Origin of the sequence: Pseudomonas sp. RA_5y_Pfl1_P24 (assembly GCF_963970945.1) — a bacterium.
GTDB lineage: Bacteria > Pseudomonadota > Gammaproteobacteria > Pseudomonadales > Pseudomonadaceae > Aquipseudomonas > Aquipseudomonas tritici.
On the sequence record NZ_CAXAOJ010000001.1, the window covers coordinates 468,372 to 494,306 of the forward strand.

Sequence of the window (25,935 nt, forward strand, 5' to 3'; positions counted from 1 at the left end):
GGAAGTATTTTAAAAGCCGGAATTACTTCTTCAAAACCACCAATACATCTTCGAGTTCGGAGATCATCTGGCGGATCATTTGCTTGTATTGGGTAGTGTCGTCTTTGGCTTCATCACCGGACATACGCTGGCGCGCACCGCTGATGGTGAACCCCTGGTCGTACAGCAACGCGCGGATCTGTCGGATCATCAGCACATCCTGGCGCTGATAATACCGACGGTTACCTGTGCGTTTGACGGGGTTGAGTTGAGGAAACTCCTGCTCCCAATAGCGCAACACGTGCGGTTTTACTGCACAGAGCTCGCTGACTTCACCAATGGTGAAGTAGCGTTTGCCTGGGATGACGGGTAGCTCGTCGTTATGACTTGGTTCCAGCATAAGCCTCAACTCGGGCCTTCAACTTCTGCCCTGGACGAAAGGTGACCACACGGCGAGCCGTGATCGGGATTTCTTCTCCCGTTTTTGGATTGCGGCCAGGCCGCTGGCGTTTGTCCCGCAGGTCAAAATTGCCGAAACCGGACAATTTGACCTGTTCGTTGTCTTCCAGAGCGTGTCTGATTTCTTCAAAAAACAGCTCGACCAATTCCTTGGCCTCGCGCTTGTTCAGACCCAACTCTTCGTACAGACGTTCCGCCATCTCAGCTTTCGTCAAAGCCCCCATACGTCACTTCCTTAACGTGGCGTTCAACCTTTGTTCGAGCGAGGTGAGGATATTTTGTGTCGTGGTATTCACCTCATCGTCATTAAGAGTGCGCGATGGATGCTGCCAGGTCAAGCCAACTGCAAGGCTTTTTCTATGCGGATCAATGCCTTTACCCTGATAGACGTCAAATAGCCTGAGGTCTGTGAGCCATTCCCCTGCATTTTCACGGATTACATCCAGAACGGCAGTGGCGGCCACTTCACGGTCGGCGATCAGCGCCAGGTCGCGGCGCACTTCAGGGAAGCGCGACAGCTCGCAGAATTTAGGCATTTTGCCCGAAGCAACTTCAGCCAGAACCAGCTCAAACACAAAGACCGGACGGTCCAAGCCGAGGGTTTTCGACAGTTCAGGGTGAATGGCACCAACGAAACCTACCAGGCGCCCTTCACGCTCGATGCGTGCCGTCTGGCCCGGGTGCAGCGCTGGGTGGCTGCCAGGCAGGAAAGTGAAGGCATCCAGCGCACCCGCAAAGCCCAGCACTGCTTCCACGTCAGCCTTGACGTCGAAGAAGTCCACGGCGTCGCGGCCCTGCGCCCAACCTTCCGGCAGACGGCTGCCGCAGACCACGCCAGCCAGCATCGGCTCTTGCTTCAGGCCGTCCAACTGACCGACAAAACGCAGGCCGCTTTCGAACATGCGCACGCGGTCTTGCTGACGGTTTAGGTTATGGGAAAGGGCTTTCACCAGGCCTGGCCACAATGACGAGCGCATGGCAGCCATGTCGTTCGAAATCGGGTTAGCCAGCAACAGTGGCTCGACGCCCGGGTTGAACAGTTCGAACTGCTTTGGATCGATGAAGCTGTAGGTCACCGCTTCCTGGTAGCCACGGGCAACCAGCAGGCGACGTAGCTCAGGCAGGTGCGCACGCGCCTCAGCCTTGGGCTGCGGTGCCAGGCGTGCTTGCGGGTAACGAACCGGTAGACGGTTGTAGCCGTACAGGCGGGCCAGCTCTTCGATCAGGTCGACTTCCAGGCTGATGTCGAAGCGGTGGCTTGGTACCTCAACGGTCCACTGCCCTTCCCCGCTCGAGGAAATACCCAGGCCGAGGGCCGACAGCAACTGCTCGATTTCAGCCGGCGCGATTACCAGGCCGAGCATTTGCTCAACGCTCTTGGCGCGCAGGGTGATCGGGGCAACGGACGGCAAGTACTGCTCGTTGACGGTTTCGGTGATCGGGCCGGCTTCGCCACCGGTGATTTCCAGCAGCAGGCCAGTGGCGCGCTCCATGGCTTCACGGGCGAGTTTCCAGTCCACACCACGCTCGTAGCGGTGCGAGGCATCGGTGTGCAGGCCGTAGGAACGAGCCTTTCCAGCGATAACGATCTGATCGAAGAACGCACTTTCAAGGAATACGTCACGGGTGGTCTCGGACACACCGCTGTGCTCGCCCCCCATCACGCCGGCAATCGCCAGGGCGCGGGAGTGGTCGGCAATCACTAGGGTGTCGGCACGCAGGCTGACTTCCTGGCCGTCGAGCAGAACCAGCTTCTCGCCTTCTTCAGCCATGCGAACACGGATGCCGCCGTTGATTTCGGCGAGATCGAAGGCGTGCAGCGGCTGGCCCAGCTCAAGCATCACATAGTTGGTGATGTCGACGGCAGCGTCGATGCTGCGTACGTCGGCCCGACGCAGACGCTCAACCATCCACAGCGGGGTTGGCTTGGACAGGTCGACGTTGCGGATCACACGCCCCAGGTAACGTGGGCAGGCGTTTGGCGCCAACACTTCGATCGGGCGCACCTCGTCATGAACGGCAGCCACGGCTGCAACCACCGGGCGGGTGACCGGGGCGTTGTACAACGCGCCCACTTCACGGGCCAGGCCGGCGAGGGACAGACAGTCGCCACGGTTCGGGGTCAGGTCGACCTCAATGCTGGCGTCTTCCAATTCCAGGTAAACACGGATGTCCTGGCCCACTGGTGCGTCAGCCGGCAATTCCATCAGACCATCATTGCCCTCACCTACTTGCAGTTCGGCCTGGGAGCACAGCATGCCGTTGGACTCAACGCCACGCAGCTTGGCCCTCTTGATCTTGAAGTCGCCCGGCAGCTCAGCACCGATCATGGCAAACGGAATCTTCAGGCCCGGGCGCACGTTTGGCGCTCCGCACACGACCTGGAAGGTTTGCGCGCCATTGCTGACCTGGCACACACGCAATTTATCGGCATCAGGGTGCTGCTCGGTGCTCAGCACCTCGCCCACTACCACACCGCTGAAAACACCGGCGGCCGGCGTAACGCTATCGACCTCAAGACCGGCCATCGACAGACGAGCAACCAGCTCATCGCGATCTACCTGCGGGCTTACCCAGCCGCGCAGCCATTGTTCACTGAATTTCATCCTGCTCTCCTAAAGATTCGTTACGACTAGCGAAATTGCGCGAGGAACCGCAAGTCGTTGTCGAAGAACAGACGCAAGTCGTTCACGCCGTAACGCAGCATGGCCAGACGCTCAACGCCCATGCCGAAGGCAAAGCCCGAGAACTCTTCCGGATCGATGCCGGACATGCGCAGCACGTTGGGGTGAACCATGCCGCAGCCCATCACTTCCAGCCAGCCAGTCTGCTTGCAGACGCGGCAGCCTTTACCGCTGCACATCACGCATTCCATGTCGACTTCAGCGGACGGCTCGGTGAACGGGAAGAACGATGGACGGAAACGCACCGCCAGTTCCTTCTCGAAGAACACGCGAAGGAATTCTTCGATGGTGCCTTTGAGGTCGGCGAAGTTGATGTCGCGATCAACAAGCAGGCCTTCGACCTGGTGGAACATCGGCGAATGGGTGATATCCGAGTCGCTACGGTACACACGGCCTGGGCAGACAATGCGGATCGGCGGCTTGTTCGCTTCCATGGTACGGACCTGTACCGGCGAGGTATGGGTGCGCAACAGCATGTTCGCGTTGAAATAGAAGGTGTCGTGCATCGACCGGGCCGGGTGATGGCCTGGGATGTTGAGCGCCTCGAAGTTGTGATAGTCGTCTTCGACCTCAGGGCCTTCGGCAATGCCGTAGCCGATATGGGTGAAAAACTGCTCGATACGCTCCAGAGTCCGGGTGATCGGATGCAGACCGCCCGAGGCCTGGCCGCGGCCTGGCAGGGTGACATCAATGGACTCGGCCGCGAGTCTGGCCGCAAGATCGGCCTCCTCGAGCGACGCCTTGCGCGCATTGAGAACCTCTGTAACACGCTCCTTGGCGACGTTGATGAGCGCGCCGACTTGCGGGCGCTCTTCAGCCGGCAAATTCCCCAGGGTCTTCATCACCTGAGTCAATTCACCCTTTTTGCCAAGGTAGTGAACCCGGATTTGCTCCAGGGCATTGATATCTTCAGCGCTTTGCACAGCCTCAAGAGCTTGAGCGACGAGCGCGTCCAGGTTTTCCATGTACAGACTCCAGATACAAAATAGGGGAAGAGCTTGAAGGCTCTTCCCCTATTTATGACGTTTACCACCTAGGGCTGCAGGAGCAACCCAGGGTGACTGTCGGGGGTACTTAAGCCAAGGTGGCTTTAGCTTTCTCGACAATCGCAGCAAACACCGCTTTTTCGTTCACGGCCAGTTCAGCCAGAACCTTACGGTCGATTTCGATGGACGCTTTTTTCAGGCCAGCGATGAAACGGCTGTAGGACAGACCGTTAACACGTGCACCAGCGTTGATACGAGCGATCCACAGAGCGCGGAACTGACGTTTTTTCTGACGACGGTCACGGTAGGCGTATTGGCCTGCCTTGATTACCGCTTGCTTGGCAACACGGAATACGCGTGAACGCGCGCCGTAGTAGCCTTTAGCGAGTTTCAGAATTTTTTTGTGACGTTTACGGGCAATGACGCCACGCTTTACACGAGCCATGAGTTACTTCCTCTATCTTGATCCAAAAATTAACGAAGGCGCAGCATGCGCTCGACTTTTGCCACGTCAGACGGATGCAGCAAGCTGCTACCGCGCAGTTGACGCTTACGCTTGGTCGACATTTTGGTCAGGATGTGGCTCTTGAAAGCGTGCTTGTGCTTGATACCGTTAGCAGTTTTCAGAAACCGCTTAGCAGCACCACTTTTAGTCTTCATCTTTGGCATGTTCGGATACTCCGCATTCAGTTGATAAACATAATCAGAAGGCCTGCCGTGCCCTGTTGATTACTTCTTCTTTTTCGGGGCGATGACCATGATCAGTTGGCGTCCTTCCATCTTAGGATGCTGTTCGACCGAACCGTACTCGAGCAGGTCAGCTTCAACCCGCTTGAGGAGTTCCATCCCCAGCTCCTGGTGGGCCATCTCACGGCCGCGGAATCGCAAGGATACCTTGGCCCTGTCCCCATCACTCAGGAAACGTACCAGGTTGCGCAGTTTTACCTGGTAATCCCCTTCCTCCGTCCCTGGACGAAACTTGATTTCTTTAACCTGGATCTGCTTCTGGTTTTTCTTGGCTGCGGCAACCTGCTTCTTCTTCTCGAAGATCGATTTGCCGTAGTCCATCAGCTTGCAGACAGGCGGTACAGCATCGGCGGAAATCTCCACCAAATCGAGCTTGGCTTCTTCAGCCTTAAGAAGCGCGTCTTCAATTGACACAATCCCAAGCTGCTCACCTTCAGCCCCAATTAACCGAACCTCACGTGCCGAGATATTCTCGTTGATCGGGGCTTTCGGTGCAGCTCGTTTATCTTGTCTCATTTCACGCTTAATAATAATTACTCCGAATCTGGGCGACCACGCCGGGAAACCGCTTGCGCGAGGAACTCAGCGAACTGGGCGACGGGCATCGAGCCCAGGTCAGCACCTTCACGAGTACGCACAGCGACAGTCTGCATCTCGACTTCCCGATCTCCAATAACCAAAAGATAGGGAACCTTGAGCAAAGTATGCTCGCGGATTTTAAAGCCGATCTTTTCATTTCTCAAGTCGGACTTGGCACGAAATCCGCTTTCGTTGAGAGTTTTTTCAACTTCAGCGGCAAAATCTGCCTGTTTATCAGTGATATTCATGATCACTGCCTGGGTCGGAGCCAACCACGCGGGGAATGCACCCTCGTAGTGCTCGATCAGGATCCCGACGAACCGCTCGAACGAGCCGAGGATCGCCCGGTGCAGCATAACCGGGTGTTTACGGCTGTTGTCTTCGGAGACATATTCGGCTCCCAGACGGATCGGCAGGTTAAAATCGAGCTGCAGGGTACCACACTGCCAGACGCGGCCAAGGCAATCTTTCAGCGAGAACTCGATCTTCGGACCGTAGAACGCGCCTTCACCCGGCTGCAGATCGTACGCAAGGCCCGCGCTGTCGAGCGCTGCGGCCAGTGCCGCTTCGGCGCGATCCCACAGTTCGTCGGAGCCAACGCGTTTTTCCGGACGAGTGGACAGCTTCATTTCGACTTCGGTAAAGCCGAAATCTCGATAAACGTCCATAGTCAGCTTGATGAACGCAGCGGATTCAGCCTGCATCTGCTCTTCGGTGCAGAAGATGTGGGCATCGTCCTGAGTGAAGCCGCGCACGCGCATGATGCCGTGCAGCGCACCCGACGGCTCGTTACGGTGGCAAGCACCGAACTCGGCCAGGCGCATTGGCAACTCGCGGTAGCTCTTCAGGCCCTGGTTGAACACCTGCACGTGGCAAGGGCAGTTCATCGGCTTGATAGCGTAATCGCGGTTTTCCGACTGCGTGGTGAACATATTGTCGGCGTAGTTGGCCCAGTGCCCGGATTTCTCCCACAGGCTACGGTCAACAACCTGAGGCGTCTTGATCTCCAGGTAGCCGTTCTCGCGCTGCACCTTGCGCATGTACTGCTCGAGCACCTGGTACAGGGTCCAGCCGTTCGGGTGCCAGAACACCATGCCCGGCGCTTCTTCCTGGAGGTGGAACAGGTTAAGGCGCTTGCCGATCTTGCGGTGGTCACGTTTCTCGGCTTCTTCGATGCGCTGGATGTAGGCAGCCAGCTGCTTCTTGTCAGCCCAGGCGGTGCCATAGATCCGTTGCAACTGCTCGTTCTTGGCGTCGCCGCGCCAGTAGGCGCCGGACAATTTGGTCAGCTTGAACGACTTGAGGAAGCGCGTGTTCGGCACGTGCGGGCCGCGGCACATGTCGACATATTCTTCGTGGTAGTACAGGCCCATGGCCTGCTCGTCCGGCATGTCTTCCACCAGGCGCAATTTGTAGTCTTCGCCACGGGCGGTGAACACGTCGATCACTTCTGCGCGCGGCGTGACTTTCTTGATCACGTCGTAATCTTTTTCGATCAGCGCGTGCATGCGCTGCTCGATGGCGGCCAGGTCGTCCGGCGTAAAAGGACGCTCGTAGGCGATATCGTAATAGAAACCTTCGTCAATGACCGGGCCAATCACCATTTTCGCGGTGGGGTACAGCTGCTTGACCGCATGGCCAATCAGGTGAGCGCAGGAGTGGCGAATGATCTCCAACCCCTCTTGATCCTTGGGCGTGATGATTTGCAGACTGGCATCGGAGGTGATCAGGTCGCTGGCGTCGACCAGCTTGCCGTCGACTTTGCCAGCCACAGTGGCCTTGGCCAGGCCAGCACCAATGGATGCGGCGACCTCAGCTACCGAAACCGAATGATCGAAAGAACGTTGACTGCCATCGGGAAGAGTAATAGTTGGCATGGCGCCTCCTCTCCTAGTGGTGACCCCTACCAAAGGTCACGTGGGTTGGGATGAGCCAGTACAAGATCCAACACCAGGCCGTTCAGTGATGAACGCCTGCCTTACAGCGGCAGGAGCCTTTCGGCCAACCGATAATCAGACCAGAGTGACTGGAGTGAGCTAAAAAGAACATGGCAAGGCGGCAAATGGCGCGCCTGGAAATAGCCAGGCTGCGGATGCTAGCACAGATGAACGGTCATCGCGCCGCCGCCATCTCGCGTAAACAAAAATTCCGGCCTTTATAGCTGCAAAAGTGAACTTGAGCTGTACGCAACGCCTCAAACCCACTGAGAATCGCCGTTCGTCCTCGACCCAAAGGAGCATCCTCATGATGCGTTTCACCTCTACCCTCGCTCTCGCCGCTTCCCTGACCCTCCTTTCTCTCGGCGCACAGGCAGCTGCCCCGTCGAACTGGCCAGCCGGTGCTCGCGACAGCTTCGTCAGCGATTGCAGCGCAGCTGCGAGCCAGAATGTGGATGCCAAAACTGCCAAAGCACATTGCGAATGTGGCGCAGACAAGATCAACGCCGAATTGAGCACTGCGGAGATCAAGGAACTCATGACCAACCAGAACGCAAGCCCGGAGCTTAAAAACAAAGCAGTCGCGGCTATTTCGTCCTGCAAAGTCGTGAAGAAAAAGTAAGATTCTTGGCCGCTCACATGCCTGTTTCGCCGGAAAAATGGCCCGAAAACTGCCGCTTCTCACAAATTACGCAGCTTTTACGGCTTTTTTTACGAGCTGATATTTCGAGCTAAAGCCCCGTAAATCGGGGCTTTCAGCCGACCAAAGAATCAAACGCAACGCGATTGATTAGCAAACAATGCCTTGGGGGGGCTCCCAAGCCGAACATTTCGACTATGATAGCCCTGTGTGCCCAGTTGGCCTGAGCAGCACAGCACTACTGACAAATATATGTTTCTTGGAGATACACCATGTCTAATCGCCAAACCGGCACCGTTAAATGGTTCAACGATGAAAAAGGCTTCGGCTTCATCACTCCTCAAGGTGGCGGTGACGACCTGTTCGTACACTTCAAAGCTATCGAAAGCGACGGTTTCAAAAGCCTGAAAGAAGGCCAAACCGTTTCCTTCGTGGCCGAGAAAGGCCAAAAGGGTATGCAAGCGGCACAAGTTCGCGGCGAGTAATTCTCCGCTGAGCTAAAAAAACCCCGTCCATGTGACGGGGTTTTTTATGGGCGCTGCAAAAGCCAGGAGAGGCTTAGCCGCAATTGACCCGTGTGATCACCAGGTTGTCGTCGGTGCTCAGGTTCAAGCGGTCGGAGCGGTATTCGAGGGTAATCATGTCGTTCGGCTTGAGGATTCGTGCGTTCTGCGCACCGGCTCGCGTACGCGCCTGGTCCAGCAACTGGGGCGAAGCTTTCTGGCCTATGGTGAATTCGGCGGCCTTCGACTCACAGCGGCTGTAACCGGCACCGGCCGCGGCGGCGTCTTTGGCTGGCTCAGAGGCACCCGGGGTGCTGCAACCCGCCAACGCGAGTGCTGCCAACAAAGTACCGAATGATGCGAGCTTCCAAGGCATGAAGCCTCCTATGATAAAAAATGGACAGAGATCGTGCGACAGCGATTGGGCGGATTGGTTTCAAGACGTAAATCGCCGCAGGGCAAGTCTGCCTGACTCTCGACAGGCATTCGCCCGGTCAATCGTGACCAGATATGAATGAAATCAGTAGATGTCGATGTAGGCGAATTCTGGGTGTGGCCAGTTCTGTTTCAACGCGTTGAAAATCTGCGTCACCCAGACCTCGTCGCTGGCGGCCACATTGCCTACGTATCCGGAGCCTTTGGCCCAGGTCTCCAGGCGAAACAGCAGCCCGTCGATATCCACACCGCCTACAGCGCGGCCTGAAGAGATAAAGGCGATTCCGGCTTTGGTCACCCGTAACTGGGTATGTTCGTCGTCGCTGGCACTGGCGAGCAGTTGGCGCACATTCGCCAGGGTCAGGTTCTCGGGGTTGTTCAGGTCGATCTGCACGTGGTGTTCCCCGGCAATTAAACAGGCCGACAGTGTCGCACAGCGCCGACGTCATTCCGAGCCACCTCATGCCTAAGTATCAGTGCCAAACGCAACGTAAAATGGTTAACTGCCCCGGTAAGAACCGCGCTCCAGCGCACTACACAGCACTTTTAGCCCCGCGAGATAGTCATGACCACCGTAACGCTCCAAGCCGACATCAAAGCCAAGTGGCCCCAGGGACAGAGCTCCTACAGCCCCGGAAGCCCGGAGGAATTGGCCATCATCGGTATCGACCTGCTGGTCAAGGAATTGGGCACACGGGCGGCGCAGGCGTTCATCGGCCAGGTATTCGAGAAATACCCGGCCGACCACATGGGGGCACACAACCCCGAGCTCGAATAAGAACCGGCCGACGAACGCCGACCAGTCAACACATTACTTCAGGCGCGCGAGACGCTCGGTCAACAAATCGAAAAAGCCCTGCGCATCACCGCTCTCAACCCAGAACACGTTCTTTTCGTGTTTCAGGCCGTCGTACCAATCGACAATGGTCTGGCCGAAGGTCGGGCCTTCTCGGCTGTCCACCACCACATTGGCCTGACGACCGCTGAACAGCGAAGGCTTGAGCAGGTAAGCAATGACGGTAGCGTCATGCACCGGGCCGCCCGGAATGCCGTAATGCTCCATGTCGCCCTTGACGTACTCATTGAGAATGTCGCCGACAACCTTGCTCGCGTTATTATTGATGTCGGCAATCTTTTTCAGGCGCGCCTCGCTGGTCAGTACCTTGTGAGTCACGTCCAGCGGCAGGTAGGTCAGCTTGACGCCACTTTTGAGCACAATCTCGGCCGCGACCGGGTCAGCGAACAGGTTGAACTCCGCCACCGGGGTGATATTGCCGCCATTGAAGTGCGCGCCACCCATCACCACCACTTCCTTGATGCCTTGGGTGATTTCCGGCGCCTGGGTCAGTGCCAGCGCCAGGTTGGTCTGCGGGCCGAGCATCGCGATAGTAATGCTGTGAGGCTTGGCAGTGCTCAGGGTCTTGATCAGGTAATCAACGGCATTGCCGTCAGCCAGGCCTTTTTTAGGTTCATGCACAGTGACGCCGGAAATACCTTCCTTGCCATGAATATTCTCAGCGTAGATCGGCGTGCGCAGCAGCGGCGCTGGCGCACCGGCGTAGACCGGGATTTCCTCGCGCCCTGCCCACTCGCGGGCCAGGCGTGCGTTGCGGGAGGTCTTGTCCAGGCGCACGTTACCGGCGACGGTGGTCAGCGCACGAATGTTCAGTTCCTCCGGCGAAGCCATGGCGAAGAGCAATGCCACCACATCATCGGCGCCTGGGTCGGTGTCGATGATCAGGTCGATTTTTTCCGCCGCGTGGGCGCTCGCTGCTGTGAGTGCGGACAAAAGCAGGACACTCCGGAACAGGTTTTTCAGGGTTGGGAGACCACGTTGCATAAAACACTCCTTGTCGTTGGGAACTCTAGAAGGTTACGCCGGACACCAGCGCGATATTGCAGTAAGGCTGGCATTCGCCGGTGCGCACCACGGCGCGCGCCTTGCGGCTGAGCAGCTTGAATTCTTCATGGCTGGCCAGGCGCCGCTCACCGAGGGCTGCCTGCTCTGTGAGCGTATTGAGGTCGGCCAGCGCCGGCGGCTGCTTGAGCAGGATTTCTTCGGCCAGCACATGGCTTTCCACCTGCATTTCGCTGAGCACGATACGCAAAGTGCTGATGAAGTCCGGGATGCCCTGGGTCAACGCCAGGTCAATCAACTCGACGCCCGGCGGCACCGGCAGGCCGGCATCGCCAATCACCAGGATGTCGCCATGCCCCAGGGAGGCGATCACACGCGACAGTGCGATATTCAGCAGAGGTGTCTTTTTCATGAGGGCACAAAACCTTGTACGTCGTGCAGCGTTGGAATAGAGGGTTGCGCACCGGCGCGGGTGACCGACAACGCCGCCGCGACCTGACCAAAACGAATCGCCTCGGCCTCGCTTTTGCCATCGGCCAACGCCGAGGCAAAACCACCGACAAAGGTATCGCCTGCCGCCGTGGTATCCACAGCCTTAACCTTCGGCGCCAGCAGATGCTCAAAGCCCTGGCCGTCGGCAAACAGCGCGCCCTGAGAGCCCAGCGTGATGATGACCTTGCCGGCGCCCGCCTGAATCAGCTGGGTCGCCGCCACCTTGGCGCTCTCAATGGAGTCGACCATCACACCGCTCAGAGCGGTCGCTTCGCTTTCATTGGGGATCAGGTAGTCAATCGAGGCGTACCACTCAGCCGGCAATGGACCGCTGGCCGGGGCCGGGTTGAGGATCACCGTCTTGCCCAATTCACGCCCGCGCCTGAGGGTGTAGCCCACAGTGTCCATCGGCACTTCCAGCTGGCAAACGATCACGTCGGCCGCCTGCAGCACCGCGTCGAACGCCTGCAACGAGGCCGGCGTGAGTTCGCCGTTACTGCCCGCGACAATCACAATCGCGTTCTGGCTGCTGTCATCCACTACGATCAACGCCACGCCACTGGAGCCGTCCACGCTGCTGACGGCCTGGCAGTCGATGCCTTCCACCAACAGCGCGTCACGCAACTGGGCGCCATAGGCATCGGTACCGACACAACCTATCATCGAAACATCGGCGCCCAGTCGCGCCGACGCTACAGCCTGGTTCGCGCCCTTTCCGCCAGGCACCGTGGAAAACGTTTGGCCGATGAGTGTTTCACCGGCACGCGGCAACCGGCTGGCGCGGGTGACCAGGTCCATGTTCAAACTGCCCACTACCACTACTTTTGCTGGCATACATCAGTACTCATCAATTCGGTTCAGCGGTATTGCGCGAACGTACCGGCGACGGGCGCCGTCGACTCACGCAATACGATGCTCGGCGTCACGATGCGTTGATCGATCGGCAGTTGGGGGGTTGCAATTCTTCGCAGTAAAAGCTCGGCCGCTGTTTCGCCCAGTTGCACGATCGATTGCCCGACCGTGGTCAGCGCCGGATAGACGTAGCGGCCCATTTGAATGTCATCGAAACCGATCACCGACAGCTCACCCGGCACGCGGATATTACGCTCTGCCGCTGCGCGCAACACGCCGAAACCGATCATGTCGTTGCTGGCAAAAATAGCGCTGGGCGGATTTTGCGCCAGTAATTGCACGGCAGCGGCATAACCGCCAGTGCTGGTGAAATCACTTTCCTGGGTGCGATTGGCCCCCACCGCCACGCCCGCCTCACTCAACGCGCGGTGATAACCCGCCAGACGCATCTGCGCGACGCGGGTATGGGCCGGGCCGCCAATGCAGGCGATATCGCGGTGGCCCTGGTCGAGCAAGTGCCGGGTCGCCAGGTAGGCGCCCTCCTCGTGATCGATACGCACCAGGTCCACGTCAATGCCATCCAGCGCGCGGTCGACGATCACCATGGGCGTACGCACCGCACTCAAGCCTGCGGCAAGGCCACTGTCGTCGCCACCCACCGAGGTCACGATCAAGCCATCGATACGCTTCTCCAGCAATACGCGCAGATAGCTGCGCTGCTTTTCAGCGTTGTCGTCGGAGTTGCAGAGGATCACGCAATAGCCATTACGCTCGCAGTAATCCTCGATGCCCCGGGCCAGCTCCGCAAAATATGGGTTAAGGCTATTGGGCACCAGCAAACCGATAGTGGCCGTGGTCTTGGCTTTGAGTGAACGCGCAACAGCGCTGGGCACATAGTCGAGTTGCTTGATCGCCGCCTCGACCTTGATGCGTACCGGCTCGCTGACAGGGCGAGTCTTATTCACCACATGGGACACCGTGGTGTAGGAAATACCTGCAAGCGCGGCCACATCCTTGATCGTTGCCATGGTTCAGCCTCGCCGACTGGCGCGCTGGCTGCGGTAGGTATCCAGAACCACGGCAATCACGATCACGGCACCGGTGATGATGCGCTTAGTGGGTTCCGTGGCACCGATCTGTGCAAGGCCAGCGGCCAATACCGAAATAATCAACACACCAAAAAAAGTACTGATCACCGAACCACGCCCGCCCATCAGGCTGGTACCACCGATGACCACCGCAGCGATCACTTGCAGCTCCAGGCCGGAACCCGCGTTCGGGTCCGCCGCTTCAAGGCGCGAGATCTGGAACAACGCCGCCACACCGGCCAGCAGGCCCATGAGGCTGAACACCAGGATCTTGTAAGGCTTGGGATTGATCCCAGCCAGGCGCACGGCTTCTTCGTTGGTGCCGATACCGATCAGATAGCGACCAAACACAGTACGCGTCAGTACAAGCTGCGCGGCGATGATCACCAGCAAGGCAATGATGAACGACGGTGAGATACCGAAGAAAATCGGGTTGGACAGCCAGGCAAACGAATCACCGATGTAAGCCGTGCGCGATCCGGTCATCTGGTACGCCACACCACGGGCCATTTCCAGCACGCCGAGGGACACGATAAATGAAGGAATGCGCCAGGCCACGGTGATCGAGCCGGTGATGGTGCCGGCCAATGCCGCGCAGCCCATACCCAGCACAGCGGCCGGCAATACACTCCAGCCCCAACTGAGAATGGCCACGCTGACGGCCGAGGCCGCCAGTGCCAGCACCGAGCCCACTGACAGGTCGATGCCGCCGATGATCAGGATGAAGGTCATGCCCACCGCCAGAACCATCAGGTCCGGAATCTGGTTGGCCAGGGTGCTGAAGGTGGCGTAGGACAGGAAGTGGTCGCTGAGCACCGAAAACAGCGCAATCATCGCCAGCAAAGCGCCCGCCAGGCCCAGGTAAGTGCCCAGGCCGTAGAAGTTACCGCCGGCTTTACCGGGTGAAGTGGTGGTTTTCATGGGGTATCCCTAAGCACTGCGTCGTTGAGCAGCGCATCATGTTTTTGATAGCCGGCAAAGGCGGCGGCGAGCAATTCGTCCTGAGTCCAGCTGTCGCGCTCGAAGGTGTCGATCAGGCGCCCAGCGGACAACACACCGATGCGATCACAGATCAGCATGAGTTCACGCAGATCGCTGGACACCACCACCAGCGCTTTGCCCTGGCGGGTCAATTCGCCGAGCAAGGCATAGATGTCGAATTTGGCACCGACGTCGATACCGCGAGTCGGCTCATCGAACAGCATCACCGAGCAATCGCGCTCCAGCCAGCGGCCAATCACCACTTTCTGCTGGTTACCGCCAGACAGCTCGGACACCAACTGCGCCGGGCTGGAACTGCGAATGCGCATGGCATCGATCTGGCGCTTGGCCAGTGCGGTTTCGTTGCGGCTGTTGACCAAACCGCCTCCAGAAATTTCCGGCATGTTGCCCAGGGCAATGTTGGCGCTGATGGACTGGGTCAGCAGCAGGCCTTCGCCCTTGCGGTCCTCGGTGATCAAAGCAATGCCATGGCCCACCGCGTCTACCGGCGAGCGGATGCTCACCACTTGAGCCGGCGAACCGAGTGCAACAGTGCCGCTGTCGGCCAGGTCGGCGCCGAAGATCAGGCGTAACAATTCAGTACGACCGGCGCCGATCAGGCCGGAAATGCCGTAAATCTCACCTGCGCGCACTTCAAAGGACACGTCGCGGACTTTGTCCGAGCGGGTCAAGCCTTTTACCGTCAGGGCCGGGCCACCGATGGTGCGTGGGCCCAGGTCAATGTGTTCGCCCAGTTCACGACCGACCATCAAAGTGACCAGTTGTTCGCTGTTGTAATTGGCCATCGGCTCGACACACACCAACTTGCCATCGCGCAACACTGCAATGCGCTGAGCAACACGGGCCAGCTCTTCCAGCCGGTGTGAAATGTAAATGATCGCCACGCCCCGGGCCTGCAGACGAGTGATTTGTTCAAACAGCATCTCGACTTCACGGGCGGTAAGCATCGCCGTGGGCTCGTCGAGGATCAATACGTGGCAATCGCCGATCAGGTTGCGGGCGATCTCGACCATTTGCTGATGGCCAATGCCCAGGGTGCCGACCAAGGTATCCGGGTCGATGGCGTCCAGGCCGACCTGGGCCATGGCCTCAATCGCAGCCTTGCGCAGTTGCTTGCGGCTGATCCAGCCACAGTGGCTGGGCAGGTTATCCAGAAACAGGTTTTCGGCCACGGTCAACGTGGGCAGCAGGTTGAGTTCCTGCATAACCATGCGCACGCCCAACTGTTCGGCCTGGGTGCGGCTGGCTGGACGGTAGTCCTTGCCATTGAACTGCATGCGCCCGGTGGTGGGTGTGACCAGCCCGCCGATGATCTTCGACAAGGTACTTTTGCCTGCGCCGTTCTCACCAGTCAGCGCCAGCACTTCACCACGATTGAGCGTCAGGGTGATGTCGGACAGAACCGGTTGGGCATAGGTCTTGCCGATACCGCTGACCGAGAGGACAGCGTTCGGGGCGGAAGATGACATAGGAAAATCTCCAGGCGCCCGCTCAGGACGAGCGGACGCTGTTGGGTGCTGCCAGGATTACTTCTTGAGGACGAGTTCGACCGGGGTTTCGATCACGCCGTCTTTGGAATCGACTTTCTCGCCCTTGACCAGCTTGAGCGCGTTCTGAATACCGAACACGGCTTGCTGGGCAGCGGCCTGGTCGGCGGTCGCCAGCACACGGCCGTCCTGCAGCATCGGCTTGATAGCCTCAATGTTGTCGTAGCCTACGACCAGCACCTTGCCGGCCTTGCCTGCCGCACGCACAGCGGAGACCGCGCCCAGGGCCATGTTGTCGTTACCGGCCAACAGGGCCTTGAGGTCCGGGTACTCGCTCAGCATGGCGGAAGCCACTTTGCGGCCTTCGTCAATTTCCCAGTTACCGGATTGCGTAGAGACGATCTTCAGGCCGGCAGCGTCCATCGCATCCTTGAAGCCAGCTGTGCGCTGCTGGGCGTTGGTTGTGGTCGGGACGCCTTCGATAATGCCGACCTTGTCACCCGAGGCCAGTTGCTTGGCCAGGTAATCGCCCACCAGCTTAGCGCCTTTGCGGTTATCCGGGCCTACGAAAGGGATATCGAGGTTTTTGCTTTTCAGCACAGCCGGATCCAGGCGGTTGTCGATGTTGACGATCTTGATCCCGGCTTTAGAGGCATCCTCCAGCACTTTCACCAGCGCCTTGGAGTCAGCTGGCGCGATAACGATGGCATTGACCTTGGACAGGATCATCTGCTTCACGATATCGATCTGCGCGCTGGTATCGGTTTCGTTCTTGATCCCGTTGGTGATCATGTCGAAATCGGCGGCGTGATCTTTCTGATAAGCCTTGGCACCGTCTTGCATGGTGACGAAGAATTCATTGGCGAGGGATTTCATGACCAGGCCGACCTTAGGTTTGGCGGCGGCGTCATCAGCAAATGCAGAGGAAAGAGGCAAAGCGGCGGATGCGGCAGCAAGCACAGCGACAGCAAGAAGACGTCCAGCGAATGGCAGCTTCATGGGTTCACTCCGATCTTATGATTATTGTGAGCAACGCTTGCACCGAAGAGTGCTTCGGCAGCCTTCCCACCCGGGCGGCTGATACGAGCTGTCACGACACTTCAGGCGTGTTACGTGAAACATCTCGCAAACGTTTGCGTTATTCAAACTATGAGAACCTTGTCGAGATTTGTCAACGGTTGAAAGCAGCCTTTCATTCAAGCCATACAGCACCTCGCTCGCGCCTGAAAAAGGATGTGATTAAACACCGCCCTCCCCGGCCGCTCTCTAAAACGACAGGCCGTGCCGCGCCACGCCTACAAACTCGAAGGACCGACCGCCAACTTTTTTCGGACAACCGAACGCAATACAGCCCGATGTTCGGAAAGCCGGACGCCCACTCGGTCTAACAGGCCACGAAAAGAATATAAATTCTTACAAATCAATAAGTTATTTTACGTCCGCGCGCACAATCGGCCTGGTACAGATCCTGCTCTACTCAACCACCTCGTGGCATTCAGAACCGCCCGGGTGTTCTAGATGAACCTGCTACAGCACTCATCAAAAACCAGAGAGAAAAATAATGAAATCTGCACTGAAGACTTTTGTTCCGGGCGCGTTGGCCCTCCTGCTGCTGTTCCCCGTTGCCGCCCAGGCAAAGGACGTTGAAACCAAGACCAAACTGTCCAACGTGGTGATCCTCGCCACCGGCGGCACTATTGCCGGTGCTGGCGCCTCCGCCGCCAACAGCGCCACCTACCAGGCCGCCAAGGTCGGCATTGAGCAATTGATCGCCGGTGTTCCTGAGCTTAGCCAGATCGCCAACGTACGCGGCGAGCAAGTGATGCAAATTGCGTCCGAAAGCATCAACAATGAAAACCTGCTGCAACTGGGTCGTCGCGTCGCCGAACTGGCTGACAGCAAGGACGTGGACGGCATCGTGATCACTCACGGTACCGACACTCTGGAAGAAACCGCCTACTTCCTGAACCTGGTAGAAAAGACCGACAAGCCCATCGTGGTGGTCGGCTCCATGCGTCCAGGCACCGCGATGTCGGCAGACGGCATGCTCAACCTGTACAACGCCGTGGCCGTGGCCAGCAGCAAAGAGGCACGCGGTAAAGGCGTGCTGGTTACCATGAACGACGAGATCCAGTCGGGCCGCGACGTCAGCAAGATGATCAATATCAAGACCGAAGCGTTCAAGAGCCCATGGGGCCCACTGGGCATGGTGGTTGAAGGCAAATCCTACTGGTTCCGCTTGCCAGCCAAGCGTCACACCATGGACTCGGAGTTTGATATCAAAAACATCAAGAGCCTGCCCGATGTCGAGATCGCCTATGGCTATGGCAACGTGAGCGACACCGCCTACAAGGCCCTGGCTCAAGCGGGCGCCAAAGCCATCATCCACGCCGGTACCGGCAACGGCTCGGTATCGTCCAAAGTCGTACCTGCACTGGTGGAGCTGCGCAAGCAAGGCGTGCAGATCATTCGTTCTTCCCACGTCAATGCCGGCGGCATGGTTTTGCGTAATGCCGAACAGCCTGATGACAAGTACGACTGGGTCGCGGCGCTCGACCTGAACCCGCAGAAAGCGCGCATCCTGGCGATGGTCGCCCTGACCAAGACTCAGGACAGCAAAGAGCTGCAACGGATGTTCTGGGAGTATTGATTCCCGGTGATACCTCGGCAGGAGCGGCTTGCCCGCCCCTGCCTCCTCGCAAACCCTTCGATAAAAACACCTGCGCCCTACACCAAATTACCTGAATTGCTGTCAGACGGACTTCTTGAAGTTTAAGCAGTTGCGAAATCGCCTACAGTTAAATACTGTATGTGCGTACAGCAAACTAAGGAATACTCCGTGGCAAAGTCCTCTCCCGCAGTGCCAACCCCACCTGGTGCCTACGAACGCCTGGCCATTCGTGTGCAAAAGATCATCAATTCGACCAACGCCCAGAAAGCCAAGGCGGCTTTGATTTTCCGTTTGCCGGAAGAGCCGGAGGATGAGTGGGCGCGCTTGCTGGAGGAAATCGCGGAGAACGACAACGTCACCCTCGCCTATCGGGACGATGGCGGTGTGCAGATTTTCTGGGTTGTGCCGAAGGAAGATTGATTCAATGAGTGTCCGTTTTATCGCTGTGTGTTGCCTGTTTTTCGCCGTTACCGCCCACGCCCAAGCGCCCCGAACCTTCAGCGAAGCCAAGAAAGTCGCGTGGAAACTGTACGCCCCACAATCCACCGAGTTTTATTGCGGGTGCAAATACACCGGCAACCGCGTGGACCTGAAAGCCTGTGGCTACATCCCACGCAAAAACGCCAACCGTGCCGCGCGCATCGAGTGGGAGCACATCGTTCCGGCCTGGCAGATCGGGCATCAGCGCCAGTGCTGGCAGAACGGCGGGCGCAAGAACTGCACGCGCCATGATGACGTGTTCAAACGCGCCGAAGCCGACCTGCACAACCTGGTGCCGAGCATAGGCGAGGTCAATGGTGACCGTAATAACTTCAGTTTTGGCTGGCTGCCGGTGCAAAGCGGGCAGTACGGCTCATGCCTGACCCAGGTGGACTTCAAGGCGAAGAAGGTGATGCCACGCCCTTCCATTCGGGGAATGATCGCCCGCACGTATTTCTACATGAGCAAGCGATACGGCTTGCGCCTGTCGAAACAGGATCGCCAGTTATACGAAGCCTGGAACAAGACCTACCCGGTGCAGGCCTGGGAACGTCAGCGCAACCAGACCGTGGCGTGCGTGATGGGACGCGGCAATGAGTTTGTCGGCCCGGTGAACCTTAAAGCCTGCGGTTGAAGAAGGGCGGAAACCCCGCCCATCCAAGTCGTTACTGCGCAGCCTTGTGTTCAATGATTTCTGAAACAGTATCGGTTTTCTTGGCTCGGGCCATTTTCTCGTTGAGCAGCGTCTGCTTGGCTTCGGCTTCGGCCTTGGTTGCAAACGGCCCCAGCAGTACGTCGTCCTTGCCGTCTACCTTCACGATGTAAAAATTGAAACCGTGTTCCAGCAACCAGGCCGTGAGGTCGGTAATCGCCTGCAACTTGTGGTCCGGCGGGCCAACCCGCACGTCCCATTCCTGGGCGGCAATCGCGCCGGTCTGGGGCTGGCTTTCGGTCACGACAGGCTTGGCCTTTGGCGCATCGACGCTTTTGCCTTCACCGCAACCGGCCAGTGCCAACACCGCAATTGCCATCGCTACTTTACGCACTGCCCTGCTCCTTTAAAGATAAAGAGGCGACTTTATCATTCACTGTCTATTCTGGCCGTCATAAACGTTGGATTAAACAATGCGAATGATGTATCGCAGACCTGTATGATGCCGCCATGGGAATTAATGTCGCCTCTATGCGTCCTAAAAAGAGGCAGTCACAGGGAAGCGCTAAGCAGTACGCTACACACATCCGACACCTGCCCTGTCTGAAACATGTGTCCTTAAAAGTAATCAAGGAGAAGTCCATGCTTATACTCACCCGCAAAGTTGGTGAAAGCATAAACATCGGTGATGACATCACGATCACCATCCTGGGCGTCAGCGGCCAGCAAGTACGAATCGGCATCAACGCCCCCAAGGATGTTGCCGTGCATCGCGAGGAGATCTACCAGCGCATCCAGGCCGGCCTGACTGCTCCGGACAAAAACCAAACGCCTTGAAGTGCCTTCAGTAGCCAGCCCTTTCGTTCACTGTAACGGCTGGCGAAAACTCCTTGGAACTGCTTTTGTCTTTATTGCGTGAGTGACGTCGCCAATGTGTTCATCTTCGTGGACAAGATGAAACTGTCTTCACGCTTGGAACTTGCTCTTTCATTCAAGGCCGAATCTCCTGACTGACTCTAGCCATTCGTGTGCATCCAGGAGCACGTCAATGAGGCCTACGACCACCCCCCCATTTGCCTACAGATCTTGGTTGATCGCCCTATTGATAGGGTTGATCTTCGTCGGGCTGACCTATGGCTTGAAGTACGCAATCGAAGGCACTGGCTCCACCGCCCCCCACTCGTGGCTGGACCTGGCGCTGCTGCTCGGCGGCTACCTGTTCCTGTTTTGCCTCAAACCCATCCAGCGGGCCGTGCAACGTCGGTTGTGCCGACAAATGACACGCTGATACCGCATTCGTCGCTATGAGATCGCCGGTGTTTACAGCGCTCCAACTCGACCTATGCTTGGGCGTGCATGATCAGTAAAAGGGGCTGAGGCAAGATGGATACCCTGAGTAAATCGAAAATCGAGTCCGCGCTGGCAGCCCGCCTGCCCAGCTATCAAGTGACTTGCACATTGCATGCGGACGGAACGCTTTCGGCAGTGCTCAGCGGCCCGGAAACCGACCACTTTGCAATTACCGGGATCGTACCGATCCAGCCATTGCCGAACAAGGCCGAGGCCGTTAACGGGCTCGGCCTTTTTTGTGTCAGGCAGCACCGCTCTGCACATACAACAAGCCGTCTGCGTCGCACTGCACCTTCAACGGTTCATACCCGTCAATCGAAGGATGCTCGGTGACCATAGGCGTATGATGTGTCGACGTCACGACCATCACATCCGCCCCTGCTGCCTCTGCCGCCCGGATGCCTACCGCCGCGTCTTCAAACACCAGACAATCCTGCACCGGCACACCCAGGCGTTGCGCGCCCAGCACGTAACACGCGGGGTTCGGCTTGCCGACGGCAACATCTTCAGCGGTCACCAGCACCGCCGGCGGCGCAATACCTGCCGCTTGCAGCCGACGCAACGCCAGTTCCCTGGGTGCGGAAGTGACCAGCGCCCACTGATCACCCGGCAGGCTATTCAAAAACGTGACCGCGCCGGGGATCGCAACAACACCGTCCACATCATTGATTTCAGCCTCGGTAATCCATTGTGCCTCCACCTCAGGATCGACGCCGGGCAATGCCTGGCCTGTGATGGTATCGATCGCACGAGCACCGTGAATGGTCTTCAAAAACGCTGCCACATCCAGGCCATGGCGTTCAGCCCAGATGCTCCACACCCGTTCGGCAGCGGCAATGGAATTGAGCAACGTCCCATCCATATCAAATAGAAAGGCACGGTAACGGCGGTTGAATACAGCTGAACCTTGGATGGACACTGCTTGGTTTCCTCATCGGCTTTAACAAATATCGGCCCGATGCAATCTACGGATCACCTCGGCACTTGTAAACGCAACCGACGTCGGATGCATTACAGGTTTGTAAGGCAGCCGCAAGTCTTGGCAGCACCCTCACTTCATACAGCGAAGTCGTCAGTCACCCACGCCGGATGACGCCACTTCCTCCTGATGAAAAGGGTCCCACCATGAAACCTGCAAGCAAACTCTGCCTGATCGCCGCCAGCCTGCTGATGCTGGGCACTGGCACCGCCATGGCAGGCACGGTCGCACCGATCAAAGCCAATAACGTGGTGCTGGTACATGGCTCATGGGCTGACGGTTCGAGCTGGTCCGAGGTCATCACCCGCCTCCAGGCCACCGGCTTGCACGTTACCGCCGTGCAGAACCCGCTGACCTCGGCGGCCGAAGACGTCGCCGCCACCAACCGCGTACTGGACCAACAAGACGGCCCTACCGTGCTGGTCGGCCATTCCTACGCCGGCGTCAACCCTGAGCCCCGCATTACAAACTTGTCATCATCCTGTTGGTGGGCTGTTCGGGACGGCTGGTTACCGTGTACTCACTGCCACGACGTGACAGCCAACCCTTTTAGAGAGATACCGTCATGAAACTGTTTATCCTCGGCTTTGCCGCTCTGCTCGCAACCGGTTCTGTGTTTGCTGCCGAACCCGTGATCCACGACAAAACCGGCTTCTTCGTGCACCTGGATGTGGCCAAAGTACTGTCGAGCACCGACACCTACGGCCGATGCGGCATTGTCCCGGCGCAACTCAACTACCTGGACAGCCAGGGCCGTGAACACGTGTTGGACTACCAGGTCCTGGCCACCGGTTGCCCTAGTGACAATTGATCGGGCTACACTTGCGCCACGCATAGAGACAAGGCACTTCCCATGAACATTCTTGTAGTCGAAGACGAACCCAAAGCCGGCAACTACCTGCTCAACGGCCTTCAGGAGCTGGGTTATTCCGTCAGCCTCGCCCGTGACGGCGTGGATGGCTTGCACCAAGCCCTGGAAACGCCGTTCGACGTCATCGTGCTGGATGTGATGATGCCGAAAATGGACGGTTGGGAAGTGCTGCGCCGTCTGCGCAAGGAAGCCGACACGCCAGTGCTTTTCCTTACAGCCCGCGACGACATTGCCGACCGCATCAAGGGCCTGGAATTGGGCGCCGATGATTACCTGATCAAGCCGTTCTCCTTCGCTGAATTGGTGGCGCGTTTGCGTACCCTGACGCGCCGCGGCCCGAGCCGGGAAGAGGAGCAGCTACAGATCGCCGACCTGCACATCGACGTGCTAAAGCGCCGCGTCACCCGCGCGGGCACACGCATCACCCTGACCAACAAAGAGTTCGCCCTGCTGCACCTGTTCGCGACCCATCAGGACCAGGTGCTGTCCCGTTCGCTGATCGCCTCGCGTGTGTGGGACATGAACTTCGACAGCGACACCAACGTAGTAGACGTGGCCGTGCGACGCCTGCGCTTGAAAATCGACGACCCGTTCCAGCTCAAGCTGATTCACAGTGTGCGGGGCATTGGCTACCGCTTCGATACCCAGCCATGAGCAGGCGCAGTCATTACTCCTTGACCCTGCGCCTGGCGTTGATCTTCGCGCTGCTCGCCTTCGCCCTGCTGGCTACCCTAGGCGTGGCGCTGTACCGCGAGCTCGAACGGGAACTGATCATGCGCGACGATGCCGCATTGATTTCCCGTGTCGATCAACTGCGCAACTTGCTCAACGACAGCAACACGCTCGACCTGATCAAGACCAAGCCGGAACTGTTCCAGAACATGCTGGGTAACCACGAGTCGGTACTGAGCATTGCCGCGCCGGGACAAAAACCGCTGCTGCTGGTGAACCCGGGTAATATCGATTTGCCGTCTGTGCCACCCGTCGCGAAGGATCACGCGCTGGGACTCGCCGACGTGCACCATCTGCCTGGCGTGAATGGCGTGCCCTTCTCCACCGTCGCCGCCTCCATCGACTCCGGCGACCTGGGCAGCCTGCAAGTCACCAGCGGGCGCCTGATGACCGAGCGCACCGCGGTGCTCGCCAGCTATCGCTTGAGCGTTTATATCTTGGCGAGTATTGCCGCAATCCTCCTGGCAGTGGTCGGTTACCTGCTTGTTCATCGCGGGCTCTTACCGTTGCGCCGCCTGGCCCGACACGCCCAGGGCATTGGCGTCGGCAACCTCGCCGAACGCCTCGATAGCCATGGCGCACCGAAAGAACTGCTGCCGATGATTGATTCGTTCAACACCATGCTTGAGCGGCTGGCCAAGGGCTTTGTGCAACTGGGCCAGGTGTCCACCGACATGGCCCACGAACTGCGCACGCCAATCAATAACCTGCTGGGCGAAACCCAAGTCGCCCTGCAACAGAGCCGCAGCATCGAAAGCTATCAGCAACTCCTGGCGTCCAATGTCGAAGAGCTTGAACGCCTGGCACGGATGCTCGACAACATGCTGTTCCTGGCCCGCACCGACCCGGCCAGCGCCCTGCGTCAACGCCAGGAGCTCAGTGCCACGGATGAGGTTGAACGCATTGCCGAGTACTTTGAAGGCCTGGCGGGCGATGTGGACATCAGCATTCAGGCCAGAGGTGAAGGGGTGATCTGGGCGGAGCCGATGTTACTGCGCAGGGCGCTGGCGAACCTGTGCGCCAATGCCATCAAATATGGTGCGCCGGGGACTGAGTTGTTGATTCAGGCGGTTCCTGATGCCGAGGGCATTTACCTGAAGGTCAGCAACCAAGGCGAAACCATAGCGGCCGAGCATCTGCCGCGACTGTTCGAACGGTTTTACCGGGTGGATGAATCACGAGAACGCTCCGCCCAATCCAATGGGTTGGGCTTGTCGATTGTGGCGACCATCATGCAGTTGCATAGCGGGCGGTACAGCGTGAGCAGCCACGATGGCGTGACCTGCTTTGAGCTGTTTTTCCCAGGACGCGTGGCGTAACGTTTGCCCCGTCAGTCAAAGGCGCCATTGAGTACTTCGTAAATGATGCCCGACGCAATGGTCACCAATATCAGATCGGTACCTGCTTGCTGCCATTCATACCCATCATAACGGGGCAACTGGCCCAATAAACGACCATCCAGTTTTTTGGCGATGCCCGGCGGTAATGGCTTACCGCGCGCTAGGTTCTTCTGGATACCGGGGGGCAAGGCTGGCCCCGGGCTCCAGTAGTTGCGGTAGCCACCCAATACATTCAGTACCCTGCCTCGATCGACACTGGGGCCGTGACTACCCGATGCGCCTTTGCCTTTGGGTTTGTCATGCCCCTGCCCGACCGAGCTATTGCCTTTATTGTTCCCCTGCCCCTTGCCATTACCAGGATCGGCCAGGGCCATACCACTGCCAGCAAACAAGAAAAGCGAAAGCACGACAGACACGCATTTCAGAGACTTGATCATGGCGATTACCGTGGAGTGGGTGCCCCTGAACTGTAGTTGAAGGTTGGCGCTCACGCCCAGCCCTCAACTGACCTGACCGCCCACTTCGACTATATCCGTCGAGGTTTGCCATGCCGCAGACACCGCGATGCGCAACCCCTCGACCAGGGTCGACAGCACCATCGGCGGCTGGCATGCCCCGTAAACATCAGGCACATGGATAAAGCCACTGCGCACGCCCGACCCCGCCAACTGGTGCTGCAGCCGATAGAACACCTGATTGCACACAAAGGTGCCTGCTGTTTGCGATACCGATGCCGCAATTCCGGCTTTGCCCACAGCCTTGACCATCGCCTTGATCGGCAGCGTCGTGAAGTAGGCTGCCGGGCCGCCAGCCAAGACTGCCGTATCGATAGGCTGCTCGCCCAGATTATCGGGGATGCGTGCATCGTTAATGTTGATCGCCACCCGCTCCATCGAGATAGTGCTACGCCCCGGCCCCAGACCGGTGGCGATCACCATCGCCGGGTGCAGCTCATCGATCAACTGGGTCAGGCACTCGCCAGCGGTCGCAAAGGCGCAAGGCAGCCGACGCGCGACAATCTGCACATCGCTTCCCAGCAGCACGCCATCCAGTTGGCGCACAGCTTCCCAGGAAGGATTCACCGGGTCTTGATCAAAGGGCTCGAAGCCCGTCAGCAGTACAGTTTGCATCT

At 58.2% G+C, this 25,935-nt stretch carries 33 protein-coding genes and 1 pseudogene; 13 read left to right on the forward strand and 21 right to left on the reverse strand.

Going from position 1 to position 25,935, the window contains the following annotated elements; translation table 11 throughout:
• Window positions 1–22: 22 nt before the first annotated feature.
• The 8 genes from AACY30_RS02195 to thrS all read right to left on the reverse strand — a co-directional run bounded on the left by AACY30_RS02195 (window position 23) and on the right by thrS (window position 7,311).
• Window positions 23–379: a MerR family transcriptional regulator gene (locus AACY30_RS02195; RefSeq protein ID WP_003219935.1), complete on the reverse strand. Its 357-nt coding sequence runs from the start codon at window positions 377–379 to the stop codon at window positions 23–25.
• On the reverse strand, window positions 360–662 hold the full coding sequence (ihfA, locus tag AACY30_RS02200; protein ID WP_002553164.1) for an integration host factor subunit alpha: 303 nt from the start codon (window positions 660–662) through the stop codon (window positions 360–362). The genes AACY30_RS02195 and ihfA overlap by 20 nt, the downstream gene beginning before the upstream one ends.
• A 3-nt stretch (window positions 663–665) precedes the next feature.
• A complete protein-coding gene (pheT, locus tag AACY30_RS02205; RefSeq protein ID WP_339471271.1) occupies window positions 666–3,044 on the reverse strand; it encodes a phenylalanine--tRNA ligase subunit beta in 2,379 nt (792 codons plus the stop codon).
• Window positions 3,045–3,070: 26 nt separating this feature from the next.
• Complete coding sequence (pheS, locus tag AACY30_RS02210) at window positions 3,071–4,087, reverse strand: phenylalanine--tRNA ligase subunit alpha (protein ID WP_078733896.1); 1,017 nt, start codon at window positions 4,085–4,087, stop codon at window positions 3,071–3,073.
• Between the two features lie 109 nt (window positions 4,088–4,196).
• The gene (gene rplT, locus AACY30_RS02215; RefSeq protein ID WP_003174975.1) at window positions 4,197–4,553 is read right to left on the reverse strand and encodes a 50S ribosomal protein L20; all 357 of its coding nucleotides are present in this window, start codon (window positions 4,551–4,553) and stop codon (window positions 4,197–4,199) included.
• Between the two features lie 29 nt (window positions 4,554–4,582).
• A complete protein-coding gene (rpmI, locus tag AACY30_RS02220; RefSeq protein WP_002553160.1) occupies window positions 4,583–4,777 on the reverse strand; it encodes a 50S ribosomal protein L35 in 195 nt (64 codons plus the stop codon).
• 60 nt (window positions 4,778–4,837) lie between these two features.
• Window positions 4,838–5,389, reverse strand: coding sequence for a translation initiation factor IF-3 (gene infC / locus AACY30_RS02225; RefSeq protein WP_170947229.1), 552 nt, complete (start codon window positions 5,387–5,389; stop codon window positions 4,838–4,840).
• Window positions 5,389–7,311 (reverse strand): threonine--tRNA ligase, encoded by a 1,923-nt coding sequence (thrS, locus tag AACY30_RS02230; RefSeq protein WP_024076468.1) that lies wholly within the window; start codon window positions 7,309–7,311, stop codon window positions 5,389–5,391. Before thrS ends, infC begins: the two co-directional genes overlap by 1 nt.
• 367 nt (window positions 7,312–7,678) lie before the next feature.
• Here thrS and AACY30_RS02235 point away from each other — a divergent pair, with 367 nt between their 5' ends.
• Both AACY30_RS02235 and AACY30_RS02240 read left to right on the forward strand, forming a co-directional pair.
• Window positions 7,679–7,993, forward strand: a complete 315-nt coding sequence (locus AACY30_RS02235; RefSeq protein WP_015884935.1) for a hypothetical protein — start codon at window positions 7,679–7,681, stop codon at window positions 7,991–7,993.
• A gap of 290 nt (window positions 7,994–8,283) precedes the next feature.
• Window positions 8,284–8,496 (forward strand): cold-shock protein, encoded by a 213-nt coding sequence (locus tag AACY30_RS02240; protein WP_003234260.1) that lies wholly within the window; start codon window positions 8,284–8,286, stop codon window positions 8,494–8,496.
• Window positions 8,497–8,569: 73 nt separating this feature from the next.
• On the opposite strand, the gene AACY30_RS02245 is transcribed toward AACY30_RS02240, so the two are convergent.
• Together AACY30_RS02245 and AACY30_RS02250 are read right to left on the reverse strand one after the other, a co-directional pair.
• On the reverse strand, window positions 8,570–8,890 hold the full coding sequence (locus tag AACY30_RS02245; RefSeq protein WP_339420637.1) for an I78 family peptidase inhibitor: 321 nt from the start codon (window positions 8,888–8,890) through the stop codon (window positions 8,570–8,572).
• 144 nt (window positions 8,891–9,034) lie between these two features.
• Window positions 9,035–9,343 (reverse strand): hypothetical protein, encoded by a 309-nt coding sequence (locus tag AACY30_RS02250; protein ID WP_339471272.1) that lies wholly within the window; start codon window positions 9,341–9,343, stop codon window positions 9,035–9,037.
• A gap of 171 nt (window positions 9,344–9,514) precedes the next feature.
• On the opposite strand from AACY30_RS02250, the gene AACY30_RS02255 reads away from it, so the two are divergent.
• The gene (locus AACY30_RS02255) at window positions 9,515–9,727 is read left to right on the forward strand and encodes a hypothetical protein (RefSeq protein ID WP_339420635.1); all 213 of its coding nucleotides are present in this window, start codon (window positions 9,515–9,517) and stop codon (window positions 9,725–9,727) included.
• A 33-nt stretch (window positions 9,728–9,760) separates the two neighbouring features.
• Here the strand turns inward: AACY30_RS02255 and AACY30_RS02260 are convergent, their stop codons facing one another.
• From AACY30_RS02260 to AACY30_RS02290, 7 genes are read right to left on the reverse strand one after another with little or no spacing between them, the layout of a single operon-like run.
• Complete coding sequence (locus tag AACY30_RS02260; protein WP_339539586.1) at window positions 9,761–10,789, reverse strand: nucleoside hydrolase; 1,029 nt, start codon at window positions 10,787–10,789, stop codon at window positions 9,761–9,763.
• 25 nt (window positions 10,790–10,814) lie between these two features.
• Window positions 10,815–11,219 (reverse strand): D-ribose pyranase, encoded by a 405-nt coding sequence (rbsD, locus tag AACY30_RS02265; RefSeq protein WP_314566768.1) that lies wholly within the window; start codon window positions 11,217–11,219, stop codon window positions 10,815–10,817.
• Window positions 11,216–12,133, reverse strand: coding sequence for a ribokinase (gene rbsK, locus AACY30_RS02270; protein WP_339539587.1), 918 nt, complete (start codon window positions 12,131–12,133; stop codon window positions 11,216–11,218). Before rbsK ends, rbsD begins: the two co-directional genes overlap by 4 nt.
• A gap of 23 nt (window positions 12,134–12,156) precedes the next feature.
• Window positions 12,157–13,179, reverse strand: a complete 1,023-nt coding sequence (locus AACY30_RS02275; protein ID WP_339471275.1) for a LacI family DNA-binding transcriptional regulator — start codon at window positions 13,177–13,179, stop codon at window positions 12,157–12,159.
• A gap of 3 nt (window positions 13,180–13,182) precedes the next feature.
• Window positions 13,183–14,160, reverse strand: coding sequence for an ABC transporter permease (locus AACY30_RS02280; RefSeq protein ID WP_339420631.1), 978 nt, complete (start codon window positions 14,158–14,160; stop codon window positions 13,183–13,185).
• A complete protein-coding gene (locus AACY30_RS02285; protein ID WP_339471276.1) occupies window positions 14,157–15,710 on the reverse strand; it encodes a sugar ABC transporter ATP-binding protein in 1,554 nt (517 codons plus the stop codon). Before AACY30_RS02285 ends, AACY30_RS02280 begins: the two co-directional genes overlap by 4 nt.
• A 57-nt stretch (window positions 15,711–15,767) precedes the next feature.
• Window positions 15,768–16,727: a sugar ABC transporter substrate-binding protein gene (locus AACY30_RS02290; protein ID WP_049712409.1), complete on the reverse strand. Its 960-nt coding sequence runs from the start codon at window positions 16,725–16,727 to the stop codon at window positions 15,768–15,770.
• Window positions 16,728–17,289: 562 nt separating this feature from the next.
• On the opposite strand from AACY30_RS02290, the gene AACY30_RS02295 reads away from it, so the two are divergent.
• The 3 genes from AACY30_RS02295 to AACY30_RS02305 all read left to right on the forward strand — a co-directional run bounded on the left by AACY30_RS02295 (window position 17,290) and on the right by AACY30_RS02305 (window position 19,513).
• Window positions 17,290–18,378, forward strand: a complete 1,089-nt coding sequence (locus AACY30_RS02295) for an asparaginase (protein ID WP_339420628.1) — start codon at window positions 17,290–17,292, stop codon at window positions 18,376–18,378.
• Between the two features lie 189 nt (window positions 18,379–18,567).
• On the forward strand, window positions 18,568–18,819 hold the full coding sequence (locus tag AACY30_RS02300) for a DUF1654 domain-containing protein (RefSeq protein WP_082224448.1): 252 nt from the start codon (window positions 18,568–18,570) through the stop codon (window positions 18,817–18,819).
• Between the two features lie 4 nt (window positions 18,820–18,823).
• Window positions 18,824–19,513, forward strand: coding sequence for an endonuclease I family protein (locus AACY30_RS02305; protein ID WP_339539588.1), 690 nt, complete (start codon window positions 18,824–18,826; stop codon window positions 19,511–19,513).
• Between the two features lie 31 nt (window positions 19,514–19,544).
• Here the strand turns inward: AACY30_RS02305 and AACY30_RS02310 are convergent, their stop codons facing one another.
• Window positions 19,545–19,910 carry an SPOR domain-containing protein gene (locus tag AACY30_RS02310; RefSeq protein WP_339471357.1) on the reverse strand — a complete coding sequence of 122 codons (366 nt, stop codon included), beginning with the start codon at window positions 19,908–19,910 and terminating at the stop codon, window positions 19,545–19,547.
• Between the two features lie 263 nt (window positions 19,911–20,173).
• Between AACY30_RS02310 and csrA the strand changes: the two genes are divergently transcribed.
• The 3 genes from csrA (at window position 20,174) to AACY30_RS27325 (ending at window position 21,214) form a co-directional block, all read left to right on the forward strand.
• Window positions 20,174–20,368 carry a carbon storage regulator CsrA gene (gene csrA / locus AACY30_RS02315; protein WP_003192511.1) on the forward strand — a complete coding sequence of 65 codons (195 nt, stop codon included), beginning with the start codon at window positions 20,174–20,176 and terminating at the stop codon, window positions 20,366–20,368.
• A gap of 211 nt (window positions 20,369–20,579) precedes the next feature.
• Window positions 20,580–20,819: a hypothetical protein gene (locus AACY30_RS02320; RefSeq protein ID WP_339539589.1), complete on the forward strand. Its 240-nt coding sequence runs from the start codon at window positions 20,580–20,582 to the stop codon at window positions 20,817–20,819.
• 95 nt (window positions 20,820–20,914) lie between these two features.
• Window positions 20,915–21,214: a hypothetical protein gene (locus AACY30_RS27325; protein WP_445261406.1), complete on the forward strand. Its 300-nt coding sequence runs from the start codon at window positions 20,915–20,917 to the stop codon at window positions 21,212–21,214.
• On the opposite strand, the gene AACY30_RS02325 is transcribed toward AACY30_RS27325, so the two are convergent.
• Window positions 21,123–21,800, reverse strand: a complete 678-nt coding sequence (locus AACY30_RS02325) for an HAD family hydrolase (protein WP_339420623.1) — start codon at window positions 21,798–21,800, stop codon at window positions 21,123–21,125. The two genes, AACY30_RS27325 and AACY30_RS02325, sit on opposite strands and share 92 nt — an antisense overlap.
• Window positions 21,801–22,006: 206 nt before the next feature.
• Here AACY30_RS02325 and AACY30_RS02330 point away from each other — a divergent pair.
• The 4 genes and pseudogenes from AACY30_RS02330 to AACY30_RS02345 all read left to right on the forward strand — a co-directional run.
• Window positions 22,007–22,333: pseudogene (locus AACY30_RS02330) on the forward strand (alpha/beta fold hydrolase); the annotation flags it as partial.
• A gap of 92 nt (window positions 22,334–22,425) precedes the next feature.
• A complete protein-coding gene (locus AACY30_RS02335) occupies window positions 22,426–22,671 on the forward strand; it encodes a DUF2790 domain-containing protein (RefSeq protein WP_339420622.1) in 246 nt (81 codons plus the stop codon).
• 42 nt (window positions 22,672–22,713) lie between these two features.
• Window positions 22,714–23,385, forward strand: coding sequence for a heavy metal response regulator transcription factor (locus AACY30_RS02340; protein WP_049712399.1), 672 nt, complete (start codon window positions 22,714–22,716; stop codon window positions 23,383–23,385).
• A complete protein-coding gene (locus tag AACY30_RS02345; protein WP_339420620.1) occupies window positions 23,382–24,782 on the forward strand; it encodes a heavy metal sensor histidine kinase in 1,401 nt (466 codons plus the stop codon). Before AACY30_RS02340 ends, AACY30_RS02345 begins: the two co-directional genes overlap by 4 nt.
• A gap of 11 nt (window positions 24,783–24,793) precedes the next feature.
• Here the strand turns inward: AACY30_RS02345 and AACY30_RS02350 are convergent, their stop codons facing one another.
• Window positions 24,794–25,240: an anti-virulence regulator CigR family protein gene (locus AACY30_RS02350; RefSeq protein ID WP_339471279.1), complete on the reverse strand. Its 447-nt coding sequence runs from the start codon at window positions 25,238–25,240 to the stop codon at window positions 24,794–24,796.
• Between the two features lie 63 nt (window positions 25,241–25,303).
• Window positions 25,304–25,933, reverse strand: a complete 630-nt coding sequence (gene pcp / locus AACY30_RS02355) for a pyroglutamyl-peptidase I (RefSeq protein ID WP_339471280.1) — start codon at window positions 25,931–25,933, stop codon at window positions 25,304–25,306.
• Window positions 25,934–25,935 lie beyond the last annotated feature (2 nt).

What these genes read in the sequence shown, in the direction of transcription:
- pheT (WP_339471271.1), bottom strand. Translation starts at nt 3,044, where the DNA reads ATGAAATTCAGTGAACAATGGCTGCGCGGCTGGGTAAGCCCGCAGGTA.
- AACY30_RS02295 (WP_339420628.1), top strand. Translation starts at nt 17,290, where the DNA reads ATGAAATCTGCACTGAAGACTTTTGTTCCGGGCGCGTTGGCCCTCCTG.
- AACY30_RS02305 (WP_339539588.1), top strand. Translation starts at nt 18,824, where the DNA reads ATGAGTGTCCGTTTTATCGCTGTGTGTTGCCTGTTTTTCGCCGTTACC.
- ihfA (WP_002553164.1), bottom strand. Translation starts at nt 662, where the DNA reads ATGGGGGCTTTGACGAAAGCTGAGATGGCGGAACGTCTGTACGAAGAG.
- AACY30_RS02235 (WP_015884935.1), top strand. Translation starts at nt 7,679, where the DNA reads ATGATGCGTTTCACCTCTACCCTCGCTCTCGCCGCTTCCCTGACCCTC.
- AACY30_RS02280 (WP_339420631.1), bottom strand. Translation starts at nt 14,160, where the DNA reads ATGAAAACCACCACTTCACCCGGTAAAGCCGGCGGTAACTTCTACGGC.
- rbsD (WP_314566768.1), bottom strand. Translation starts at nt 11,219, where the DNA reads ATGAAAAAGACACCTCTGCTGAATATCGCACTGTCGCGTGTGATCGCC.
- AACY30_RS02240 (WP_003234260.1), top strand. Translation starts at nt 8,284, where the DNA reads ATGTCTAATCGCCAAACCGGCACCGTTAAATGGTTCAACGATGAAAAA.
- AACY30_RS02350 (WP_339471279.1), bottom strand. Translation starts at nt 25,240, where the DNA reads ATGATCAAGTCTCTGAAATGCGTGTCTGTCGTGCTTTCGCTTTTCTTG.
- csrA (WP_003192511.1), top strand. Translation starts at nt 20,174, where the DNA reads ATGCTTATACTCACCCGCAAAGTTGGTGAAAGCATAAACATCGGTGAT.
- AACY30_RS02260 (WP_339539586.1), bottom strand. Translation starts at nt 10,789, where the DNA reads ATGCAACGTGGTCTCCCAACCCTGAAAAACCTGTTCCGGAGTGTCCTG.
- AACY30_RS02245 (WP_339420637.1), bottom strand. Translation starts at nt 8,890, where the DNA reads ATGCCTTGGAAGCTCGCATCATTCGGTACTTTGTTGGCAGCACTCGCG.
- pcp (WP_339471280.1), bottom strand. Translation starts at nt 25,933, where the DNA reads ATGCAAACTGTACTGCTGACGGGCTTCGAGCCCTTTGATCAAGACCCG.
- rpmI (WP_002553160.1), bottom strand. Translation starts at nt 4,777, where the DNA reads ATGCCAAAGATGAAGACTAAAAGTGGTGCTGCTAAGCGGTTTCTGAAA.
- AACY30_RS27325 (WP_445261406.1), top strand. Translation starts at nt 20,915, where the DNA reads ATGGATACCCTGAGTAAATCGAAAATCGAGTCCGCGCTGGCAGCCCGC.
- AACY30_RS02285 (WP_339471276.1), bottom strand. Translation starts at nt 15,710, where the DNA reads ATGTCATCTTCCGCCCCGAACGCTGTCCTCTCGGTCAGCGGTATCGGC.
- AACY30_RS02310 (WP_339471357.1), bottom strand. Translation starts at nt 19,910, where the DNA reads ATGGCAATTGCGGTGTTGGCACTGGCCGGTTGCGGTGAAGGCAAAAGC.
- AACY30_RS02290 (WP_049712409.1), bottom strand. Translation starts at nt 16,727, where the DNA reads ATGAAGCTGCCATTCGCTGGACGTCTTCTTGCTGTCGCTGTGCTTGCT.
- AACY30_RS02195 (WP_003219935.1), bottom strand. Translation starts at nt 379, where the DNA reads ATGCTGGAACCAAGTCATAACGACGAGCTACCCGTCATCCCAGGCAAA.
- rplT (WP_003174975.1), bottom strand. Translation starts at nt 4,553, where the DNA reads ATGGCTCGTGTAAAGCGTGGCGTCATTGCCCGTAAACGTCACAAAAAA.
- AACY30_RS02340 (WP_049712399.1), top strand. Translation starts at nt 22,714, where the DNA reads ATGAACATTCTTGTAGTCGAAGACGAACCCAAAGCCGGCAACTACCTG.
- AACY30_RS02320 (WP_339539589.1), top strand. Translation starts at nt 20,580, where the DNA reads ATGAGGCCTACGACCACCCCCCCATTTGCCTACAGATCTTGGTTGATC.
- AACY30_RS02335 (WP_339420622.1), top strand. Translation starts at nt 22,426, where the DNA reads ATGAAACTGTTTATCCTCGGCTTTGCCGCTCTGCTCGCAACCGGTTCT.
- AACY30_RS02275 (WP_339471275.1), bottom strand. Translation starts at nt 13,179, where the DNA reads ATGGCAACGATCAAGGATGTGGCCGCGCTTGCAGGTATTTCCTACACC.
- rbsK (WP_339539587.1), bottom strand. Translation starts at nt 12,133, where the DNA reads ATGCCAGCAAAAGTAGTGGTAGTGGGCAGTTTGAACATGGACCTGGTC.
- AACY30_RS02345 (WP_339420620.1), top strand. Translation starts at nt 23,382, where the DNA reads ATGAGCAGGCGCAGTCATTACTCCTTGACCCTGCGCCTGGCGTTGATC.
- pheS (WP_078733896.1), bottom strand. Translation starts at nt 4,087, where the DNA reads ATGGAAAACCTGGACGCGCTCGTCGCTCAAGCTCTTGAGGCTGTGCAA.
- AACY30_RS02255 (WP_339420635.1), top strand. Translation starts at nt 9,515, where the DNA reads ATGACCACCGTAACGCTCCAAGCCGACATCAAAGCCAAGTGGCCCCAG.
- thrS (WP_024076468.1), bottom strand. Translation starts at nt 7,311, where the DNA reads ATGCCAACTATTACTCTTCCCGATGGCAGTCAACGTTCTTTCGATCAT.